General features: G+C 73.2%; 18 protein-coding genes and 1 pseudogene. 15 read left to right on the top strand and 4 right to left on the bottom strand.

The genetic code is table 11. The annotated features are described in order from the left end of the window. Positions 1-124: 124 nt before the first annotated feature. The 4 genes from ACFWBY_RS20155 to ACFWBY_RS20140 all read left to right on the top strand — a co-directional run bounded on the left by ACFWBY_RS20155 (position 125) and on the right by ACFWBY_RS20140 (position 5331). Positions 125-1177, top strand: a complete 1053-nt coding sequence (locus tag ACFWBY_RS20155; RefSeq protein ID WP_385340481.1) for an NlpC/P60 family protein — start codon at positions 125-127, stop codon at positions 1175-1177. A 25-nt stretch (positions 1178-1202) separates the two neighbouring features. Beyond that, positions 1203-2360 carry a hypothetical protein gene (locus tag ACFWBY_RS20150; RefSeq protein ID WP_385340479.1) on the top strand — a complete coding sequence of 386 codons (1158 nt, stop codon included), beginning with the start codon at positions 1203-1205 and terminating at the stop codon, positions 2358-2360. Positions 2361-2372: 12 nt separating this feature from the next. Further along, on the top strand, positions 2373-3515 hold the full coding sequence (locus ACFWBY_RS20145; RefSeq protein ID WP_385340477.1) for a glycosyltransferase family 4 protein: 1143 nt from the start codon (positions 2373-2375) through the stop codon (positions 3513-3515). 202 nt (positions 3516-3717) lie between these two features. Beyond that, a complete protein-coding gene (locus tag ACFWBY_RS20140; protein WP_385340475.1) occupies positions 3718-5331 on the top strand; it encodes a GMC oxidoreductase in 1614 nt (537 codons plus the stop codon). 33 nt (positions 5332-5364) lie between these two features. On the opposite strand, the gene ACFWBY_RS20135 is transcribed toward ACFWBY_RS20140, so the two are convergent. After that, positions 5365-7161, bottom strand: a complete 1797-nt coding sequence (locus ACFWBY_RS20135) for an AMP-dependent synthetase/ligase (RefSeq protein WP_385340473.1) — start codon at positions 7159-7161, stop codon at positions 5365-5367. A 227-nt stretch (positions 7162-7388) separates the two neighbouring features. On the opposite strand from ACFWBY_RS20135, the gene ACFWBY_RS20130 reads away from it, so the two are divergent. The 6 genes from ACFWBY_RS20130 to ACFWBY_RS20105 all read left to right on the top strand — a co-directional run bounded on the left by ACFWBY_RS20130 (position 7389) and on the right by ACFWBY_RS20105 (position 12458). Beyond that, positions 7389-8171, top strand: coding sequence for a metallophosphoesterase (locus ACFWBY_RS20130; RefSeq protein WP_385340472.1), 783 nt, complete (start codon positions 7389-7391; stop codon positions 8169-8171). An 82-nt stretch (positions 8172-8253) separates the two neighbouring features. After that, positions 8254-8703, top strand: coding sequence for an SRPBCC family protein (locus ACFWBY_RS20125; protein WP_385340470.1), 450 nt, complete (start codon positions 8254-8256; stop codon positions 8701-8703). 209 nt (positions 8704-8912) lie between these two features. Then, positions 8913-10052 carry an ArsA family ATPase gene (locus tag ACFWBY_RS20120; RefSeq protein WP_385409679.1) on the top strand — a complete coding sequence of 380 codons (1140 nt, stop codon included), beginning with the start codon at positions 8913-8915 and terminating at the stop codon, positions 10050-10052. 86 nt (positions 10053-10138) lie between these two features. After that, positions 10139-10624 (top strand): DUF5304 domain-containing protein, encoded by a 486-nt coding sequence (locus ACFWBY_RS20115; protein ID WP_385336471.1) that lies wholly within the window; start codon positions 10139-10141, stop codon positions 10622-10624. A 61-nt stretch (positions 10625-10685) separates the two neighbouring features. After that, positions 10686-11627: an ROK family glucokinase gene (locus ACFWBY_RS20110; RefSeq protein ID WP_385336469.1), complete on the top strand. Its 942-nt coding sequence runs from the start codon at positions 10686-10688 to the stop codon at positions 11625-11627. Positions 11628-11699: 72 nt separating this feature from the next. Next, positions 11700-12458: an endonuclease/exonuclease/phosphatase family protein gene (locus tag ACFWBY_RS20105; RefSeq protein ID WP_385336467.1), complete on the top strand. Its 759-nt coding sequence runs from the start codon at positions 11700-11702 to the stop codon at positions 12456-12458. Between the two features lie 129 nt (positions 12459-12587). On the opposite strand, the gene ACFWBY_RS20100 is transcribed toward ACFWBY_RS20105, so the two are convergent. Further along, positions 12588-13166, bottom strand: coding sequence for a hypothetical protein (locus ACFWBY_RS20100; RefSeq protein ID WP_385336466.1), 579 nt, complete (start codon positions 13164-13166; stop codon positions 12588-12590). After that, a complete protein-coding gene (locus ACFWBY_RS20095) occupies positions 13159-13938 on the bottom strand; it encodes an alpha/beta hydrolase (protein ID WP_385336464.1) in 780 nt (259 codons plus the stop codon). Before ACFWBY_RS20095 ends, ACFWBY_RS20100 begins: the two co-directional genes overlap by 8 nt. 163 nt (positions 13939-14101) lie before the next feature. Between ACFWBY_RS20095 and ACFWBY_RS20090 the strand changes: the two genes are divergently transcribed. The 5 genes and pseudogenes from ACFWBY_RS20090 to ACFWBY_RS20070 all read left to right on the top strand — a co-directional run. After that, complete coding sequence (locus ACFWBY_RS20090; RefSeq protein ID WP_385336487.1) at positions 14102-14848, top strand: lysophospholipid acyltransferase family protein; 747 nt, start codon at positions 14102-14104, stop codon at positions 14846-14848. 37 nt (positions 14849-14885) lie between these two features. After that, the gene (gene macS, locus ACFWBY_RS20085; RefSeq protein WP_385336462.1) at positions 14886-16094 is read left to right on the top strand and encodes a MacS family sensor histidine kinase; all 1209 of its coding nucleotides are present in this window, start codon (positions 14886-14888) and stop codon (positions 16092-16094) included. A gap of 50 nt (positions 16095-16144) precedes the next feature. Continuing rightward, a complete protein-coding gene (locus ACFWBY_RS20080; RefSeq protein WP_385336485.1) occupies positions 16145-16789 on the top strand; it encodes a response regulator in 645 nt (214 codons plus the stop codon). A gap of 171 nt (positions 16790-16960) precedes the next feature. Further along, positions 16961-17989 (top strand): 6-phosphofructokinase, encoded by a 1029-nt coding sequence (locus ACFWBY_RS20075; RefSeq protein ID WP_385336460.1) that lies wholly within the window; start codon positions 16961-16963, stop codon positions 17987-17989. 80 nt (positions 17990-18069) lie between these two features. Next, positions 18070-18750, top strand: a pseudogene (locus tag ACFWBY_RS20070) (NAD(P)-dependent oxidoreductase); the annotation flags it as partial. A 116-nt stretch (positions 18751-18866) separates the two neighbouring features. Here the strand turns inward: ACFWBY_RS20070 and ACFWBY_RS20065 are convergent. After that, positions 18867-20747, bottom strand: coding sequence for an anthranilate synthase family protein (locus ACFWBY_RS20065; RefSeq protein ID WP_385336458.1), 1881 nt, complete (start codon positions 20745-20747; stop codon positions 18867-18869). Between the last annotated feature and the right edge of the window lie 47 nt (positions 20748-20794).

Below are 20794 nucleotides of genomic sequence, written 5' to 3'. Positions count from 1 at the left end.
TGCCCGCCGCGGGTCGTTGGCCGCCGCCCGTCGCCGCCGCTACTGTCTGCCAGCGCGGAACCCGGCACACGGCCGCCCACGGGGGGCGGACCCGGTCCCGCGCAGCGGAAGGGAGCGGTTTCACGTGGCGTCCCATCGCCGGTCCGGGCCCAGAGTCCTCGACCGGAACACGAAGGTCACCGTCCTCACCGCCGCCGCGGCAGGAGCCGCGGTCGCCATGACGGGCGCACCCGCGAGCGCGGCCCCCGACCTCCCCCACGAGCCCCCGGCCGGCGTCCGCGCCCAGGTCGACCGGCTCTTCGAGGAGGCCGAGCAGGCCACCGAGCGCTTCAACCAGGCGGGCGAGAAGGCCGACAGGCTCCGCGCCGAAGTCGGCCGGGTCCAGGACGCGGTGGCCCGCGGCCAGGACCGGATCAACACCATGCGCGGGGTGCTCGGAACCTACGCGGGAGCCCAGTACCGGGCGGGCGGCATCGACCCCGCCGTCGAGCTGATGCTCTCCGACGACCCCGACGACTACCTCGCCAAGGCGGCCGCCCTCGACAGGCTGACCGACCGCCAGGCCCGCCAGCTCGACGAACTGCGCTCCGAGCAGCACCGGCTGGGCCAGGAGCGCCAGGAGGCCTCCCGCAAACTCGCCGCGCTCGACGCCCTGCGCGCCGAAGTCGCGAAGGAGAAGCGCGCCGTCACCGCCAAGCTGGCCGCCGCCCGCCGGCTGCTGAACGCGATGCCCAGCCAGGAGCGCGCCGACTTCGAGCGGGCCTCGCGCTCCGGCGGCCGCCCCGACGGCCTGCCCGACCTCTCCGACCCGTCCGCCCAGGGCGCCTCCTCCGGCCGCGCCGCGACCGCCGTGATGGCGGCCCGCTCCGCCGTCGGCCGGCCCTACGTGTGGGGTTCCACCGGCCCCAGCGGCTTCGACTGCTCCGGGCTGATGGTGTGGTCCTACCGCCAGGCGGGCGTCGCGCTGCCGCGGACCTCGCAGGCGCAGCGGCACGCCGGGCGGCACGTCCCGCTCTCGCAGGCGCGCCCGGGCGACCTGGTGACGTACCGCTCGGACGCCAGCCACGTCGGCATGTACGTGGGCAACGGCCAGGTGGTGCACGCCCCGTACCCGGGGGCGCGGGTGCGCTACGACCCGGTCGGCATGATGCCGGTGTCCTCGGTGACGCGGCCCTGAGGAGCCCCCTGCGTACGATCGGGTGATGTTCCCGGGCCTGGTACGTCCCCGCCGTCGCCTCCTGCGCGCACTGCCCCTGTGGCTGCTGCTGCTGGGCGTGCCGCTCGCCGGGTGCGACTCCGGTTCCGGTTCCGCTTCCCGGGCGGCGGGCGCCACCGAGCGGGACGTCCGCGGCGCCGTCGCCGCCTGGGCGGCGGCGCCGCCCGAGCGGCTCGCCGCGATCCCGCTGGAGGGCTGGTCCTACGAGGTCTCCTCGGTCCGGTCCCACGGCGTACGGGCCTTCGCGCGGGCGCGGCTGAGCTACCGGCTCACCGGCTACGACGTCGCCGCCCCCGCCGGATCCGACCGCGAGGTCGAACTCGCCCGCGACGCGGGGTCCTGGAGCGTGGTGGCGGACCGGCCCGCCCCGGGCGCGCCGCCGCAGCTGTGGGACCAGGGCCCGGTGACCGTACGGCGCGGGGCGCACGGCCTGGTGCTCGGCGGAGCCGGCCAGAGCGCCGCCGCCCTGTCCGCGATCGCCGCCGAGGCCGACGTGGCGGTCCCCGCCGCGAGCGCCGCCTGGCCGGGACCGTGGGCGGGCCGGGTCGTGGTGCTGGTCCCCGGATCGCTGGACGCGATGGCGGCGCTGCTGGGCCGGCCCGCCGACGAGTACCGGGGCCTGGGCGCCGTCACCACCGGGCGGACCGGCTCGGGCCCGGCCCCCGCCGACCGGGTCGTCGTCAACCCGGAGGGGTACGCCCAGCTCACGGCGGAGGGCCGCCAGATCGTCCTGACCCACGAGACCGCCCATGTCGCCACCCGCGCCGCGACGACCGCGCGGACACCGCTGTGGCTCTCCGAGGGCTTCGCGGACTGGGCGGCGTACCGGGGCGGCCGCCGCACCCCCGCCGAGGCCGCCCCGGCACTCGCCCGGGCGGTGCGCCGGGGGGACCTGCCGGGCGCGCTCCCCGCGAACGGGGCCTTCGCCTTCGGCGGGGACGCGGAGGCGCTGGCGCGGGCGTACGAGGGCTCCTGGCTGGCCTGCCGGCTCATCGCGGACAAGTGGGGCGAGGCGGCGCTCGTCGGCCTGTACGGGAAGGCAGGGCGCGCGTCGATGCCCGCGGCCCTGCAGGAGGCCCTCGGGACGGACGCCGGGGAACTGACCCGGGCCTGGCAGGAGGAGCTGCGCCGCGAGCTCCGGTAGGGTCGCGAAGCGATGCACAAGACGCTGATCGTGACCAACGACTTCCCGCCGCGGCCGGGAGGCATCCAGGCCTTCCTCCACAACATGGCGCTGCGGCTGGACCCCGACCGCGTCGTCGTCTACGCCTCCACCTGGAAGCGCTCCGCCGAGGGCCGGGAAGCCACCGCCGCCTTCGACGCGGAGCAGCCCTTCCAGGTCGTGCGCGACCGTACGACGATGCTGCTGCCCACCCCGCGGGTGACCCGCCGGGCGGTGGGCCTGCTGCGCGAACACGGCTGTGAGTCGGTGTGGTTCGGGGCGGCGGCCCCGCTGGGCCTGATGGGCCCGGCACTGCGCCGGGCCGGCGCCCGGCGGATCGTGGCGACCACGCACGGGCACGAGGCGGGCTGGGCCCAGCTGCCGGGCGCGCGGCAGCTGCTGCGGCGGATCGGCGAGGGCACGGACACGCTGACCTACCTGGGCGAGTACACGCGTTCGCGGATCGCCTCGGCCGTGACGGACCGGGCGGCGGCGCGGATGACGCAGCTTCCGCCCGGAGTGGACGAGAAGACCTTCCACCCCGGGTCGGGCGGCGACGAGGTCAGGGCCAGGCTGGGGCTGTCGGACCGGCCCGTGGTGGTGTGCGTCTCGCGCCTCGTCCCCCGCAAGGGCCAGGACACGCTGATCGAGGCGATGCCGCGGATCCTGGCGGCCGTACCCGACGCCGTGCTGCTCGTCGTGGGCGGCGGCCCGTACGAGGCGGACCTGCGGGCGCTGGCCGTCTCCACGGGGGTCGCCGCGTCGGTCGTCTTCACGGGCCCGGTCCCGTGGTCGCAGCTGCCGGCCCACTACGGAGCCGGGGACGTCTTCGCGATGCCGTGCCGCACCCGGCGGGGCGGCCTGGACGTGGAGGGCCTCGGCATCGTCTACCTCGAAGCCTCCGCGACGGGCCTGCCCGTGATCGCGGGCGACTCCGGCGGGGCCCCGGACGCGGTACTGGACGGGGAGACCGGCTGGGTGGTGCCCGGCGGCGCCCCGGCGGACGCGGCGGACCGCGTCGTCGCCCTGCTCCGGGACCCGGACCTGCGCCGCCGCATGGGGGAGCGCGGCCGCGCCTGGGTCGAGGAGAAGTGGCGCTGGGACTTGCTGGCGGAGCGCCTTCGCGAGCTCCTGTAGGACGCGCCGGGCACGAGGGCCGGGGTCCCCATTTCCGCGCGGAGGGGGATTATCGCTCTTGAGTGGCCCATCGAGGGCAGAGTCGAGCAAACCGCACGGGGCGGTGCGGGCCCGCCTACGGTCGAGCCATGTCTGACTGTTACTCAGAAGCGTGTCAGTGCGGGTTATGGCCGGTTGGGCGCAATCCGCTCATGATGCGGCCATGACACCAAACCTGACGCGCCGTCACGTTCTCGGGCTCGGCGCCCTCCAGACCGCGGCGGCCCTCGGCTTCACCCGCATCGGCTTGCAGTCGGCGGCCGCCGCCGAACCGGCGGCCGCGAGCTACGCCCCCGCCATCGTCGTCGGCTCCGGCTACGGCTCCGCCGTCGCCGCGCTGCGCCTCGGACAGGCCGGAGTGCGGACCGTCGTGCTGGAGATGGGCCGGCTCTGGGACACTCCCGGGTCCGACGGGAAGATCTTCCCCTCCACCTCCGCGCCCGACCAGCGCTCCATGTGGTTCCGCAACCGCACCGAGGCCCCGCTCGCCCAGTTCCTCTGGCTGGACGTGGTCAACCGCGACATCAGCCCGTACCCCGGCGTCCTGGACCGCGTGAACTACGGGGACATGTCGGTGTACGTGGGCCGCGGCGTCGGCGGGGGCTCCCTCGTCAACGGCGGCATGGCGCCCACGCCGAAGCGCTCGTACTTCACCGAGGTCATGCCCCGGGTGAACGCCGACGAGATGTACGGCACCTACTACCCCCTGGCCCGCGCCATGCTCGGGGTCAACGACATCGACCCGGCCTGGTTCGAGTCCACGGAGTGGTACCGCTTCGCCCGGATCTCCCGCAAGCACGCCCACAACGCCGGCCTGAAGACCACCTTCGTCCCCAACGTCTACGACTTCGAGTACATGAAGCGCGAGGCCGCCGGCACCGCCACCAAGTCCGCGCTCGCCGGCGAGGTCATCTACGGCAACAACCACGGCAAGAAGAGCGTCGACAAGACCTACCTCGCCGCCGCCCTCGGCACCGGCAACGTCACCATCGAGACCATGCAGCGCGTGGTCGCAGTACGGCAGGACCCGGCCGGCGGCTACGTCCTCACCGTGCGGACCAGCGACGTCACCGGCCGCGTCACCCAGGTCCGCGAACTCGGCTGCAAGCAGCTCTTCCTCGGCGCCGGCAGCCTCGGCACCACCGAGATCCTGCTGCGCGCCCGCGAGACCGGCACGCTGCCCGCCCTGAACGACAAGGTGGGCCTCGGCTGGGGCCCCAACGGCAACGTGATGACCGCCCGCGCCAACCACCTGTGGGACACGGTCGGCGCCCGCCAGGCCACCATGCCCGCGCTGGGCATCGACGACTGGGACAACGCCGCGAACCCGGTCTTCGCCGAGATCGCACCGCTCCCGATGGGCATCGAGCACTGGATCTCGATGTACCTGGCGATCACCAAGAACCCGGAGCGCGGGCGCTTCACCTACGACGCCGCCAGCGACTCGGCGAAGCTCCAGTGGACCCGGGACCAGAACACCCCGTCGGTCCAGTCGGCCAAGAAGCTCTTCGACCGCGTGAACCGGGCCAACTTCACGATCTACCGGTACGACCTGTTCGGCGGGAACAGGAACTTCGCCGACAACTTCACCTACCACCCGCTGGGCGGCTGCGTCCTCGGCGACGCGACCGACGACTACGGCCGCGTCAAGGGCTACGAGGGCCTCTATGCCGTCGACGGCTCGCTGGTGCCGGGATCGCTCGGCGTCAACCCCTTCGTGACCATCACCGCGCTCGCGGAGCGGAACATGGCCAGAGTCCTCACCGACCCGCGTTGACCAGCGGCCCGAGACCGCCGGCCGGCAGGTCCGTCAGCCCCGGTAGAGCGCTTCGATCTCGTCCGCGTAGTCCTTCGCCACCACGTTCCGCTTGAGCTTCAGCGAAGGCGTGATGTGCCCCGACTCCTCCGTGAACTGGGAGGGCAGAATGCGGAATTTCCGCACCGATTCCGCCTTGGAAACCGCCGCGTTGCCGTCGTCCACGGCCTTCTGGACGGCGGCGATGAGGTCCGCGTCCTCGCGCAGCTCCGCGGCCGTCACACCGGCCGGCTTGCCGTGCTCGGCGGCCCACCGGCCGAGGAACTCCTCGTCGATCGTGACCAGCGCGGCGACGAACGGCCGCGCGTCGCCGACCACCATGCACTCCGCGACCAGCGCGTGCGCCCGGATCCGGTCCTCGATCACCGCGGGCGCCACGTTCTTGCCGCCCGCCGTGACGATGAGCTCCTTCTTGCGCCCGGTGATCGTGAGGTAGCCGTCCTCGTCGAGCGTGCCGACGTCGCCGGTGTGGAACCAGCCGTCGGTCAGCGCGTCGGCGGTGGCCGTCTCGTTGTTCCAGTACTCCTTGAAGATGTGCTCTCCGTGCAGCAGCACCTCGCCGTCGTCGGCGATGCGCACCACGGAGCCCGGGAGCGGCTGGCCGACCGTACCGATCTTCGTCTTGTCCCACGGGTTGAAGGCCGTGGCGGCGCAGGACTCGGTCAGGCCGTAGCCCTCCAGCACCGTGAAGCCGATGCCGCGGAAGAAGTGGCCGAGCCGCTCGCCCAGCGGGGCCCCGCCGGAGATCGCGTACTCGCCGCGCCCGCCGAGGACCGTGTGCAGCTTGCTGTAGACCAGCTTCGAGAACACCTTGTGCTTGATCCGGAGCCCGAGGGACGGGCCGCCCGGGGCGTCCAGCGCGCGGCTGTAGGCGATCGCCGTCTCGGCCGCCGCGTCGAAGATCCTGCCCTTGCCGTCGGCCTGCGCCTTGGCGCGCGCCGAGTTGTAGACCTTCTCGAAGACGCGCGGCACGCCGAGGATCAGCGTCGGCTTGAAGGACTGCAGCTCGTCCGTGAGGTTCTTGATGTCCGGTACGCAGCCCAGGCGGATCGGCGCCAGGACGGCCGCCACCTCCACCAGGCGACCGAAGACGTGCGCGGCCGGCAGGAAGAGCAGCACCGAGCACTCGCCGGTCCGGAAGAGCGGGCTCAGCCGCTCCACGATGTTCCCGCACTCGGCGAAGAAGCTGCGGTGGGTGAGCACGCAGCCCTTGGGGCGGCCGGTGGTGCCGGAGGTGTAGACGATGGTGGCCGGGTCGTCGGCGCCGGCCAGCGCGCTGCGCGCGTCGACCTCGGCGTCGGTGACCTCGGCTCCGGCAGCCGTCAGGGTCGCGAGCGCGCCCTGCTCGATCTCCCAGACCTCGCGGAGCTCCGGCAGCCGGTCGCGCAGGGCGGCCACGGCCGCGCTGTGCCCGGGGAGCTCGGTGACGACGGCGACGGCGCCGGAGTCGCCGAGGATCCACTGGATCTGCTCGGGGGAGCTGGTCTCGTACACGGGGACGGTGACGGCGCCCGCGCTCCAGATCGCGAAGTCGAACAGCACCCACTCGTAGCGGGTGCGGGAGATCAGGGCGACCCGGTCGCCGGGCTGGATGCCGGCCGCGATCAGGCCCTTCGCCGCGGTGCGGACCTCGGCGAGGAACTGGGTCGCCGAGACGTCCTGCCAGCTGCCGCCGACCTTGCGTGCCATGACGGCCGTGTCGGGATGCTGAGCGGCGTTGCGGCGGATGAGATCCGTCAGGTTCCCGTCCGACGGGACCTCGTACAGGGCCGGAAGGCTGAACTCGCGCAAGACTGCTGCTCCTCTGGGCGCCATCGCCACCATGTGGACCGACCGGACGTTACCCACCGGTAGTGGGTTCCGGATAGAGGGAATCGGCCATTGTTCTCTGCGTCACATGGCGCGGCCGTGTCCTGCCGACAGTAGTCGACCCTCTTTGCGACTCGGAAGTAACCGCAGGTCCGACCGCGTGACCCGTTTCTTCACCAGCGGTGGCCAAGCGCCCCTAGGGTGGCGCCATGGGTGGCACGAAGAGTCGGACACGAGTCCATGTCGTCAGCGACGTCCACGGCAACACCGAGGCGCTCGCCCGGGCCGGGGAGGGCGCCGACGCGCTGATCTGCCTCGGCGACCTCGTCCTCTTCCTCGACTACGCCGACCACTCGCGCGGCATCTTCCCCGACCTCTTCGGCGTCGAGAACGCCGACCACATCGTCGAACTGCGCACCGCGCGCCGCTTCGAGGAGGCCCGCGACTTCGCCCGCGGCCTGTGGGTCGGGCTGGACCGGGAACGGCTCGTCGAGGGCGCGGTCCGGCGCCAGTACGCCGAGATGTTCGCCGCGTTCCCCCACCCCACGTACGCCACCTACGGCAACGTCGACATCCCGGGCCTGTGGCCCGAGTACGCCGGCCCCGGCCTGACCGTGCTCGACGGCCAGCGCGTGGAGATCGGCGGGCGGGTCTTCGGCTTCGTCGGCGGCGGCCTGCCCTCCCCGATGCGCACGCCGTACGAGGTGCCCGAGGAGGAGTACGCCGCCAAGGTGGAGGCGCTGGGCGACGTCGACGTGCTGTGCTCCCACATCCCGCCGGAGGTCCCCGAGCTCTGCTACGACACCGTGGCACGCCGCTTCGAACGGGGGAGCGGCGCGCTGCTCGCGGCGATCCGCCGGATGCGGCCCCGGTACGCGCTCTTCGGCCACGTCCACCAGCCGCTGGTCCGCCGGATGCGGATCGGCTCCACGGAGTGCGTGAACGTCGGCCACTTCGCGGCCACCGGACGGCCATGGGCCCTGGAGTGGTGAGCCCCGGACGCGCGATAGCCTTCACGCGGCGGCCCAGGCCGTCCGCACACTTCCTCGAACACTCCCCGGAGGAGCGACCGGCATGGCGGAACACACCAGCTCGAGCATCACGATCGAGGCGTCCCCGGCCGACGTCATGGCCGTGATCGCCGACTTCGCCCGCTATCCCGAGTGGACCGGCGAGGTGAAGGAGGCCGAGGTGCTGGGCACCGACGCCGAGGGCCGCGCCGAGAAGGTCCGCCTGCTGCTCGACGCGGGTGCGATCAAGGACGACCACACGCTGGCCTACACCTGGAAGGGCGCGGACGAGGTCAGCTGGACGCTGGACAAGTCCCAGATGCTGAGGCAGCTGGACGGGTCCTACCGCCTCGCGCCGCTCGCGGACGGCACGCGCACCGAGGTCACCTACCAGCTGACCGTGGACGTCAAGATCCCGATGCTCGGCATGATCAAGCGCAAGGCGGAGAAGGTCATCATCGACCGCGCGCTGGCGGGCCTGAAGAAGCGTGTGGAGACCCCGCGGGCCTCCTGACGCGCGCCCTGTCCCGACGCGGCCCTGCCGGGCCGGCGCCCTGCGAAATCCAGCCCCGCCGGCGTGTGGGGCGCGGGAGCCTTGGCCGGCCCCGGCCCCGGCCCCGGCAGCGGCGCCGCACGCCGGACACGTCCGGGCGGAACCCCGGGTGAGCCGCACGCGGGAACCCGTCGCGGAGCCCCCGGGAATCCGCGCAGCCTAGGAGCACCATGCACACCCTTCTCGTCACCGGCCCCGGAGGGGCGGGGCGGACCACCGTCGCGGCGGCGACCGCGCTCGCCGCCGCACGGCAAGGGCACCGCGTCCTGCTGCTCTCCGCCGACCCGGGTGACCCGCCCGTCGCCCCGCGGGACGGCCTGCGCTTCGCCCGCGTCGACTCCGGCGAGGAGTTCCGCCAGGAGCTCGTCTCGCTGCAGGAGCGCGGCTCCGCGCTCCTCGGGATGCTCGGCGCCCGGCCGCTGATCGCCGACGAGCTCACCGAACTGCCCGGCGCCGAACAGTTCGCCCTGCTCCGCGCCCTGCGACGGGCAGCTGCCGAGCCCGCCACCGACCTCGTGGTCGTCGACATGCCCCCGCTCCACCAGGCCGTCGCCACCCTCGCCCTCCCCGCCCAGCTGCGCCGCTACCTCGCCCGGCTGCTCCCCGCCGAGCGTCAGGCGGCCCGCGCCCTGCGGCCCGTACTGGCCCAGCTCGCCGGGGTGCCGATGCCCGCGCAGTGGCTGTACGAGGCCGCCGCCCGCTGGGACGAGGAGCTGGCAGCCGTCCAAGCCGTCATCGAGGCCCCCACCACCTCGATCCGGCTCGTCGCGGAGCCCGGCCCCGCCGCCGACGCCGCGCTGCGCCTCGGCCGTCTCGGGCTCGCCCTGCAGCAGCTTCCCGTCTCGGCGCTCGTGGCGAACCGGATGCTGCCCGGCGGATCCACCGACCCGTGGCTCGCGGGACTCGCCGCCCAGCGGGAGGAGTACGCCGCCCGGTGGGCCGGTGAGGACGACCTGCCGGTGCTTCCCGTGCCCCATCTGGGCCGGGACCCCGAGGGCCCCGACGACCTGGCGGCCATCGCCCCGGCCCCGGCCCCGGCGACCGCGCCGCGGCCGGACTGGACCGTCGAGGACCGGCTCGCCGAGGACGGGGTGCTGCTCTGGCGCGTTCCGCTGCCCCGCGCCGAGAAGCGGGAGCTCGAACTGATCCGGCGCGGCGACGAGCTGCTGCTCGCGGTGGGCCCGTACCGCAGGATCGTTCCGCTGCCCGCGGTGCTGCGCCGCTGCACGGTCTCCGGCGCCGCCCTCACCGCCGGCGAGCTCCGCATCCGCTTCACCCCGGACCCCGGCCTGTGGCCCCGGACGACCTAGGCCCCCGACCCCCTACCCCCGTTCGGGTACCGTCGAAGGTAGTAGTCCGTACCGCACGCCCAGCCGCCGCCGCAGGAGAGTCCGCCATGAGCGAGGCCACCGACCGACCCACCGACGCCTCCCCCGACGACGACGCCTGGGCCAGGGCCTGCGCCGAGGACCTCGCCGCCGAGAAGGAGCGGCGCAGGTCCGAGCAGGGCGCCGGCGCGGGGACCGGCACCGGGACCGCCGCCGATGAGCTCTTCAAGCTGTTCGAGGCCGTCGCCGACAAGGTCTCGGCGCTGAACAACCCGCTGTTCGGCGTCGCCGCGCAGGGCGCCGTCCGGCAGTTCGTCAACCAGGCGAAGACCGCCGCCAAGCCCGTCGTGGAACGCAACCCCGAGGTCTTCGACCACCTCGCGGCCGCCGGTTCGGAGCTGCTCGCCGCCTACCGCTCGGCGGTCGAGGGCCACGAGCGCCGCTGGACGCGCGACGAGCCCCGCGACCGGCCCGCCCGGCCCGGCGACCGGCCCGCCGGCAAGGACGAGGGCGAAGGCGGCGGCGCCCCCACCGAGCGGATCGATCTCGACTGATCCTCTTCCCCACTCGGGTACCGTTGGCGACGGCGGGGTTTGACCGGAAACCGAGGGACTAATGGGACTCACCATCGGCGTCGACATCGGCGGCACGAAGATCGCGGCCGGCGTGGTCGACGAAGACGGCACCATCCTTGAGACGTACAAGGTGCCCACCCCGCCGACTCCGGACGGAGTGACGGACGCGATCTGCGCCGCCGTGTCCGAGGTCAGCAGCAACCACACCATCGACGCCGTCGGCATCGGCGCCGCCGGCTACGTGGACGACAAGCGTGCGACCGTGCTCTTCGCGCCGAACATCAACTGGCGCCACGAGCCCCTGAAGGACAAGGTCGAGCAGCGCATCGGCCTGCCCGTCGTCGTCGAGAACGACGCGAACTGCGCGGCCTGGGGCGAGTACCGCTTCGGCGCCGGCCAGGGCCACGAGGACGTCATCTGCATCACCCTCGGCACGGGCCTGGGCGGCGGCATCATCATCGGCAACAAACTCCGGCGCGGACGCTTCGGCGTCGCCGCCGAGTTCGGCCACATCCGGGTCGTCCCGGACGGCCTGCTGTGCGGCTGCGGAAGCCAGGGCTGCTGGGAGCAGTACGCCTCCGGGCGCGCCCTCGTCCGGTACGCGAAGCAGCGCGCCAACGCCACCCCCGAGAACGCGACGATCCTCCTCGGCCTCGGCGACGGCACCCCCGAGGGCATCGAGGGCAAGCACATCAGCGAGGCCGCCCGCCAGGGCGACCTGGTGGCCGTGGACTCCTTCCGCGAGCTCGCCCGCTGGGCGGGCGCCGGCCTCGCGGACCTGGCCTCGCTCTTCGACCCCTCCGCGTTCATCGTCGGCGGCGGCGTCTCCGACGAGGGCGACCTGGTCCTCGACCCGATCCGCAAGTCCTTCAAGCGCTGGCTGATCGGCGGCGCCTGGCGGCCGCACGCGCAGGTGCTCGCCGCGCAGCTGGGCGGCCGGGCCGGCCTGGTCGGCGCGGCGGACCTGGCCCGCCAGGGCTGAGCCCCTCCGTTTCGCACCACTGCCCGCCGCGCCCTCCCGGGTGCGGCGGGCAGTCTGGTTATGTTGCCGGGTATGGAACTCGCCGAGCTGCCGAACTCCCGTACCGAACACGACGGTTCCGCCGTGATCCGGGTGCTCTCCTACAACGTCCGCTCGCTCCGCGACGACGAGGAGGCCCTCTCCCGGGTGATCCGCGCGTGCGCGCCGGACCTGGTGTTCGTACAGGAGGTGCCCCGCTTCTTCCGCTGGCGCAAGCACGCGGCGCGGCTGGCGGCGAAGTGCGACCTGGTCGTCCTGTCGGGCGGTGCGACCGCGGCCGGGCCGCTGCTCCTGTGCTCCCTGCGGGCCTTCGTGGAGAGCACGCAGGACGAGCTGCTGCCGCTCACGCCCGGGCGCCACCGGCGGGGCTTCGCGACCGCGGTCGTCCGCGTGGGCGGGGTCCGCTTGGGGGTGCTGAGCGCGCACCTGTCGCTCGACGGGCCCGAGCGGCTGGCCCAGTCCGAGCTGCTCCTGAACCGGCTCGCCGCCATGGACGTGCCGTACGCGATCGCGGCGGGCGACATCAACGAGGGCCCGTCGGGGCCGGCCTTCCGCCGCCTGGCGTCCGCCCTCCAGGACTGCTGGGCGGTGGCGCCGTGGGGCGGGGAACACACGTGGGCGCGCTCGGAGCCGCCGCGCCGCGTCGACGCCGTCTTCGCGAGTGCGGGGGTTCAGGTGCTGGCCTGCGGTGTCCCCGAGGGGCTGGCCGGAGTCGCTTCCGCCGACCTGGCCCGGGCGACCGACCACCTTCCGGTTCTGGCGGCGCTGCGCCTCCCGGCGACGCCTGTTTGACGGGCTCCCCTCGCGCGGGCCGGCCACAGCTCACCGTCGGGCGGCGACGCGCCGTCGGGCGGAGTGCGCCGCAGCGGCCCGGAGCCGGTGACGCCCCCCGGGCCGAACCCCGCGAGGGCCGCCGAAAGGTCAGACCACCGCGCCGCGACCCGGGTCGTCGTCCTCGTCGTCACCCTGCGACATGCGGGCCACCAGCGTCGCGAAACCACCCAGGAAGCCGCCGATGCCCAGTGTGGTCAGCCACCACGTCATCTCCCACTGGAGGAGCACCGCCAGGAGCAGCAGCACCGGTCCGCCCACCACCGCGAGCCAGGCGAACTTCGAGGTCGCGTCGGCCTCCGGCAGCTCCGGCTCCGGGGGCACGAAGTGGCCCTCGTCCTTGGCAGCGTCGGGGAGCTCGTCCGGGTCCGCCAGCGAGTGGTCGCGCGGGCCGCTCACGCCCACGCCCGGCGCGAACACAACGGAACTGCCCAGGGGCCCCGCCGGGGGCTCCGGAGCCTTCGGCTCGCCGGGCGTTCCGGGGGCGTCCGGGGCGTCGGGGAGCGCCTCGACGTCCTCCTCCGGAAGGAGCAGGTTCTCGATCGGCCGGAACGGTCTCGCTCCCGGTGGATCCGCGGGCTCCTGGCCGTACCCGGCGACGATCGCCGCCCACGCCGCTTCCTCGTCCAGCGGGGGCACACCGCCCGCAGACTCCTCGTGTTCAGCCACCGCTGGCCGCCCCCTCCCTGCCCATGCTCTCCGCCAGTCGACCGACGAACGCGTAACTGTCCGCGAAGATGCGCTCCGCGTCATGGTCCAACGTCGCGACGTGGTAGCTCTGTTCCAGCAGGGTCTCGGTGACGTCGGTGGAGGAGACCCGGGCCAGGATCCGCGCCGAGTCGGCCGGCCGTACGACATGGTCCTGCGGGCTGTGCAGGAGCAGGAGCGGCTGCGTCACCTGGGGCAGCTCGGTGTCCAGCATCTGCAGGAACTTGCGCAGCGAGTGCGCGGCCCGGGTCGGGATCCGGTCGTAGCCGACCTCCTCCGAACCCTCCTTGGCGATGTCGCTCGCGATGCCCGGCGTCGACCGGACGAAGTGCTTGACCACGGGAAGGGCCACGGCCAGCGGGTCGTGGACCTTGTTGACCGGGTTGACGAGGACGATCCCGCTGATCGAGTCCCCGTGCTTCGCCGCCAGCCGCAGCGTCAGCGCCCCGCCCATGGACAGCCCGAAGACGAACACCTGGGCGCAGGTGTCGAGCAGCTCGCGCAGCGCGCGGTCCACCTCGGCGTACCAGTCCTGCCACCCCGTGAGCTGCATGTCCTGCCAGCGCGTCCCGTGCCCGGGGAGCAGCGGCAGCGACACCGTCAGTTCCCGAGCGGCCAGATGGTCGGCCCAGGGGCGCATCGACTGCGGGGAACCGGTGAAGCCGTGGCAGAGGAGTACGCCGACCTCTCCGCCCTCGTGGCGGAACGGCTCGGCTCCAGGGAGGACGGGCACCAGGGTCTCCTTCGAAGGGGGGTGGGGGGTGCGTAGCGCTGTGTGACTTCACCGTACGCGACAGGGGTGGCACCGACCAGGGTCGTCGGGCCGCTGTGGGCGCGGCCACGGGTAAGGTCTGTTCGACAGACACAGGAAGGCTTTCGAGTTGATCTACGGCGCAATGAAGTTCTCGATCGGCGGTTCCCTGAAGCTCGCCTTCAGGCCGTGGGTGGAGGGCCTCGAGAACATTCCCGCGGAGGGGCCGGCGATCCTCGCGAGCAACCACCTGTCCTTCTCCGACTCCTTCTTCCTCCCGGCCGTGCTGGACCGGAAGGTGACCTTCATCGCGAAGGCGGAGTACTTCACCTCGCCGGGCGTCAAGGGCAAGCTGACGGCGGCCTTCTTCAAGGGCGTCGGCCAGCTCCCGGTGGACCGCTCCGGTGCGCGCGGGGCGGGCGAGGCCGCGATCAAGAGCGGCATCGACGTCATCGAGCGCGGAGAGCTGTTCGGTATCTACCCCGAGGGGACGCGTTCACCCGACGGAAGGCTCTACCGCGGCAAGCCCGGTGGTCTGGCCCGCGTGGCACTGGCCACCGGCGCGCCGGTCATCCCCGTGGCGATGATCGACACGGAGAAGATCCAGCCGCCCGGCAAGGTGGTTCCGAAGCTGATGCGTCCGGGTATCCGGATCGGGAAGCCGCTGGACTTCAGCCGCTACCAGGGCATGGACGGGGACCGCTTCATCCTCCGCTCGGTGACCGACGAGGTCATGTACGAGATCATGAAGCTCTCCGGCCAGGAGTACGTGGACATCTACGCGGCGGCCGCCAAGCGCCAGATCGCCGACGCGGAGAAGGCCGCGGCCAAGAGCGAGAAGGCGGAGAAGGCCGACCGGGCCGCGGACCCGGCCGCGGACAACGACAAGTAGCGGCGCGGGCGCGGACCGCCCGTACGGGGTGGGGGAGATGGCGAAGCGCGAGCGCGTCGTACGCATGTCGGTCGAGCAGCCGCTGTGGCGGGCCCTGACGGCCTATCGGCTGCTCACGACGGTCTACGCGGTACTGCTGTTCGCCTTCGCGCACCAAGAGTTCAACCGGCCCTGGATCGCGGCCTGCTACCTCGCCGTCCTCGCCGTCTGGACCCTGGTCACCCTCCCCAAGGTGGCGAACGCCGCCAGCTGCACGAAGCGGTTCCTTTGCGCCGACCTCACCGTCGCCTGCGTTGGGATCCTGCTGACCCCGCTCGCCGACACCCACGAGCGGATCGCGGTCGGCGGCCCCACCCTGCCCTCCATATGGACCGCGGGATCCGTCCTCGCCTTCGCCATCAAGGGCGGCTGGCGCTGGGCCTGTTTCGCCTCCACCTTCGTGGCCGCCGCCAACCTCGTCCAGCGCGGCGAGCCCACCCGGGACACCCTGCACAACGTGCTGCTGGTCTGGGTCGCCTCCATCGCCATCGGCTACGTCGTCGAGGTCGCCCGGGCCAGCGAGGCCACCCTCGCCCGCGCCCTGGAGATCGAGGCCGCCACCCGCGAGCGCGAACGCCTCGCCCGCGACATCCACGACGGGGTCCTCCAGGTCCTCGCCATGGTCCAGCGGCGCGGCACCGAACTGGGCGGGGAGGCCGCGGAGCTCGGCCGCATGGCGGGGGACCAGGAGGTCGCACTGCGCACCCTGGTCTCCAGCGGGCTGGCGCGCCCCTCCCGGGTCTCCCGCGACGAGTCGCTCGGCGCGCTCGTGGCGGCGTACGAGGTCGAGGAGCAGGGCGCCGACGAGGGCGAGCTGGATCTGCGGACCCTGCTGGCGCCGCACGCCGGCTCCCGGGTGAGCTTCGCGGAGCCGGGCACCCCCGTGCCGTTGCCGGTTCCCGCGGCGAGGGAGTTGGCCGCGGCGGTCGGGGCGGCACTGGACAACGTGCGCAAGCACGCGGGCGCGGGGGCCAGCGCCTGGATCCTGGTCGAGGACTGGGGCGACGAAGTGATCGTGACCGTTCGCGACGACGGCCCGGGCATCCCGGCCGGCCGGCTCGACCAGGCCGAGGGCGAGGGCAGGATGGGCGTGGCCCTGTCCATCCGCGGCAGGCTGCGGGACCTCGGCGGGAGCGCCGAGCTGGTGTCCGTCCCCGGACAGGGCACCGAGGTGGAACTGAAAGTACCGAGGGGGAGGACCCAGTGAACGAGCACAGCCCGACGGACCGCACCGCAGCCGCCGGCGACATCAAGGTCATGGTCGTCGACGACCACCCGATGTGGCGGGACGCGGTCGCCCGCGACCTGGCCGCCGCCGGCTTCGACCTCGTCGCGACCGCCGGCGACGGCCCGGAAGCGCTGCGCCGGGCCCGCGCGGCCGTCCCGCACGTCCTGGTCCTCGACCTCAACCTGCCCGGCATGCCCGGGGTCCAGGTCTGCAAGGAGCTGGTCGGCGCGGACCCGGCGCTGCGGGTCCTGGTGCTGTCCGCGAGCGGCGAGCACGCCGACGTCCTGGAGGCGGTGAAGTCCGGCGCGACCGGCTACCTGCTGAAGTCGGCCGGCGCCCACGAGCTCATCGACGCCGTCCGCCGCACGGCGGCCGGCGACCCCGTGTTCACCCCGGGCCTGGCCGGCCTGGTCCTCGGCGAGTACCGGCGCCTGGCCTCCGACCCCGCGCCGGCCGCCCCGGACGAGCCGAAGGCCCCGCAGCTGACCGACCGGGAGACCGAGGTCCTGCGGCTGGTGGCCAAGGGACTCTCGTACAAGCAGATCGCGGAGCGCCTCGTCATCTCCCACCGCACGGTGCAGAACCACGTGCAGAACACCCTGGGCAAGCTCCAGTTGCACAACCGGGTCGAGCTCGTCCGGTACGCGATCGAGCGCGGCCTCGACGACGAGTGAGGCGCGTACGGGGGAACCGGCTCCCCGTACGAGTGAACAGGCGTACGCAACGCCCCGTAATTCCACCGGAATTGCACCTTCCCGGCACCTTGCTGTGACCTGAGTCACCACTAGCGTGACCGTCATGCGGGCCCTGCGGCCTCAGCGGGCCCTGTGGCGAAGGGAAATTCCATGAAGGTCGGAGTGCTGACGGGCGGCGGCGACTGCCCCGGACTCAACGCGGTGATCCGCAGCGTCGTGCGCAAGGGCGTCCAGGAGTACGCCTACGACTTCATCGGCTTCAGGGACGGCTGGCGCGGAGCGGTCGAGGGCAACACCGTCCCGCTCGACATCCCCGCCGTCCGCGGGATCCTGCCGCGCGGCGGCACCATCCTCGGCTCCTCGCGCACCAACCCGTTCAAGCTGGCCGGCGGCGTCCGCCAGATCAAGGACAACCTCGCCAAGTACGAGGTCGACGCCCTCGTCGCGATCGGCGGCGAGGACACCCTGGGCGTGGCCGCGAAACTGTACGAGGAGTACGGGATCCCCTGCGTCGGCGTCCCCAAGACCATCGACAACGACCTGTCGGCCACCGACTACACCTTCGGCTTCGACACGGCCGTCGGCATCGCCACCGAGGCCATCGACCGGCTGCACACCACGGCGGAATCGCACATGCGCGTCCTGGTCGTCGAGGTGATGGGCCGCCACGCCGGCTGGATCGCCCTGCACTCGGGACTCGCGGGCGGCGCCAACGTCATCCTCATTCCGGAGCAGCGCTTCGACGTGGACCAGGTGTGCGCCTGGGTGACCTCCCGGTTCAAGGCGAGCTACGCGCCGATCGTGTGCGTCGCGGAGGGCGCGATGCCCAAGGACGGCGAGATGGTGCTGAAGGACGCGACGAAGGACTCCTTCGGGCACGTCCGGCTGTCGGGCGTGGGCGAGTGGCTGGCCAAGGAGATCGAGGCGCGGACCGGCAAGGAAGCCCGTACGACCGTGCTCGGACACATCCAGCGGGGCGGCACGCCGAGCGCCTTCGACCGCTGGCTGGCGACCCGGTTCGGGCTGCACGCGATCGACGCCGTGCGCGACGGGGACTTCGGCAAGATGGTCGCGCTGAAGGGGACGGACATCGTGCGCGTGCCGATCGCCGAGGCCACGGCGAAGCTCAAGACGGTGGACCCGGCGCTGTACGAGGAGGCCGGAGTGTTCTTCGGCTGAGCCCCGCGCGGAGGCGGACCGTGGGTCGTAAGGTGACGAACGGCCCATGGTCCGAATCTTTCCGCACTACGGGAGCGAACGTGGAAATCCTGGCATTCGGGGTGCAGGGAGACGAGAAGCCGCTCATCGAGAAGGCCTTCGAGGGACAGCACGAGGTGCGCTGCCTGGACGTCTTCCTGAGCGAGGACACCGCCCCCATCGCGGCCGGGTACGAAATCGTGTCGTCGAGCGTGAACGCCGACCTGAGCGGGCGGGTGCTGCGGACCCTGGCGGACGGCGGGACGAAGATGATCGCCCAGCGCTCCACCGGCTTCAACAACATCGACCTGGACGTCGCGCGGGGGCTCGGCCTGACGGTCAGCCGGGTCTCCTCCTACTCCCCGTACTCGGTGGCCGAGTTCGCCTGGACCCTGGCCCTGGCCGTGAACCGGCGGATCGTCCGCGCCTCGAACCGGACACGGGACTTCGACTTCCGGCTGAACGGCCTGATGGGCCGCGACATGCGCGGCCGCACGGTGGGCGTGCTCGGCACCGGCAAGATCGGCGAGGCGTTCACCCGGATCGCGCACGGCTTCGGGATGAACCTGCTGGGCTGGGACGCGGCGCGCAACCCGGCGTGCGTGGAACTGGGCATGAAGTACGTCGACAAGGAGGAACTGTTCGCGGCCTCGGACCTGATCAGCCTGCACGTCCCGCTGCTGGAGTCCACGCACCACATCGTCGGCGCCGAGGCGCTGAAGACGATGAAGGACGACGCGATCCCGCTTTGACGGGGGCCGGCTCCTCCCGCCCGTCCGGCGGTTGAGGGCAGAGCCCGGGGAACGGTGGAAGGGGGGTAGGGGACAGCTCCGCGCAGCGCCCCCCACCCACCAGGTGGCTACGCCGTGGCGGCGGCCCGGACCCCGGCCAGGAGGTCGCGGACGAGCTCGGCTCCCCGCAGGGTCAGCACCGACTCCGGGTGGAACTGGACGCCCGCGAAGCCGCCGGCGGCGGAGCGCAGCGCGTGGACCTCACCCGTCGCGGGATCACGGGAGACCTCGACGCCCCGCAGCGCCAAGGACTCCGCCTCCTGCGCGGAGCACGCGGCCGCGTACGTGTTGTAGAAGCCCACCACCTCCTGCGCCCCGAAGAACGGGATCCGCGTCTGCGCCCCCTGGGCGGGCTCGGCCTTGCGGACCAGGGCGAGCCCCAGCTCCGCCGCCAGCAGCTGGTGGCTGAGGCAGACCGCGAGCAGCCCGCCCCGGTGCGAGGCGAGGAGCTCCGCCGTCAGCCCGCGCATCATCCGGATCTTCGGGTCGCTGGCGTCCGCCGGATCCCCCGGCCCCGGGCCCAGCACGATCGGCCCGTCCCATGCCAGGGCTGCCGCCCGCAGGCCCGGATCGTCGTAGCGGCGGACGGTCACCTCCAGTCCGGCCACCCGCAGCACGTGCCCCAGCATCGAGGTGAAGGTGTCCTCGCCGTCCACCACCAGCGCGTGGCCCGTGACCTCCGCCGGCCGCTCCTGCATCCGCAGCCAGAACGGGGCCAGGTCGTGCCGCCTGGCCGCCAGGGCCGCCTGCACCCGGGGGTCGGCGGCGAGGCGGGGCACGGCGGCGTCCGCCGGCCGGGCCGCCGGGCGGACGCCGAGCGCCGCCAGCACGCCCGCCGCCTTCGCGTGGGTCTCGGCGACCTCGCCCGCCGGGTCGGAGTGCCGCACCAGGGTGGCCCCGACGGGCACCCGGAGCACGCCGTCCGCAGCGATGTCCGCCGTGCGGATCAGGATCGGCGAGTCCAGCGTCTGCGCGCCGGCGGAGTCCAGGCCCAGCAGCGCCAGCGCGCCCGCGTAGTAGCGGCGCCCGCCCGTCTCGTACCGCTCGATGACCCGGCAGGCGTTCTGCACCGGCGAGCCGGTCACCGTCGCCGCGAACATGGTCTCCTTCAGGACCTCCCGCACATCCAGCGAGGACCGGCCGCGCAGCTCGTACTCGGTGTGCGCGAGGTGCGCCATCTCCTTGAGCCGGGGTCCGACGACGACCCCGCCCATGTCGCCGACGGTGCACATCATCTTCAGTTCCTCGTCGACGACCATGGACAGCTCCTCGGTCTCCTTGCGGTCCCCGAGGAAGGACAGCAGGGACTCCACGGAGGGGCCCTCGGCCGGATACCGGTACGTACCGCTGATCGGGTTCATCACGACCGTCCCGCCGGACATCCGTACGTGCACCTCGGGGCTGGCCCCGACGAGGGTGCGCTCCCCGGTGTGGACCACGTACGTCCAGTACGCGCCGCGCTCGCCCTGCAGCAGCCGCCGGAACAGCGCGAGCGCGTCGGCGCGGCCGAAGCCCTCGATCCGACCCTCGTACGTGCGCCGGATGACGAAGTTCGCGCCCTCGCCGCGGCCGATCTCGTCCTCGATGACCCGCCGGACGGTCCGCGCGTACTCCTCGTCGGGGACGTCGAAGCCGCCGCGGTCGACCCGTACCTCATGGGCCGGCAGGGCCGCCAGCGCCTCGGCGAGCGGGATCTCGTAGGCCTCGCCGGCGACCAGCACGCTCAGCGGCGTCCCGTCGTCGCGTACGTCGAACCCGCGCTCCCGCATCTGACGGAAGGGGACGAGTGCCAGCGCGGGCCGCTCGCCGACGGGCAGGTCGGCGAGGCGCTCGACCTCGTGGACGGGGCCGATCAACACCTCGACGGTGTCGTGGTCGCGGCCGGGCGTGCGGCGGCGCAGCAGCGCGAACGGCGGGCAGGCGTCGTCGAGCAGGCGGCTCAGTTGCATGGAGTGGGCGTCCTATCCGGTTTCGGTGGGTGGGACGGCCCGTGTTC

It is taken from the genome of Streptomyces sp. NPDC060049, assembly GCF_042736715.1.
In the GTDB taxonomy this organism is placed as follows: Bacteria; Actinomycetota; Actinomycetes; order Streptomycetales; family Streptomycetaceae; genus Streptomyces.
Note: the sequence above shows the minus strand (reverse complement) of the source record. Positions and strands in the feature narration are given on the sequence as shown.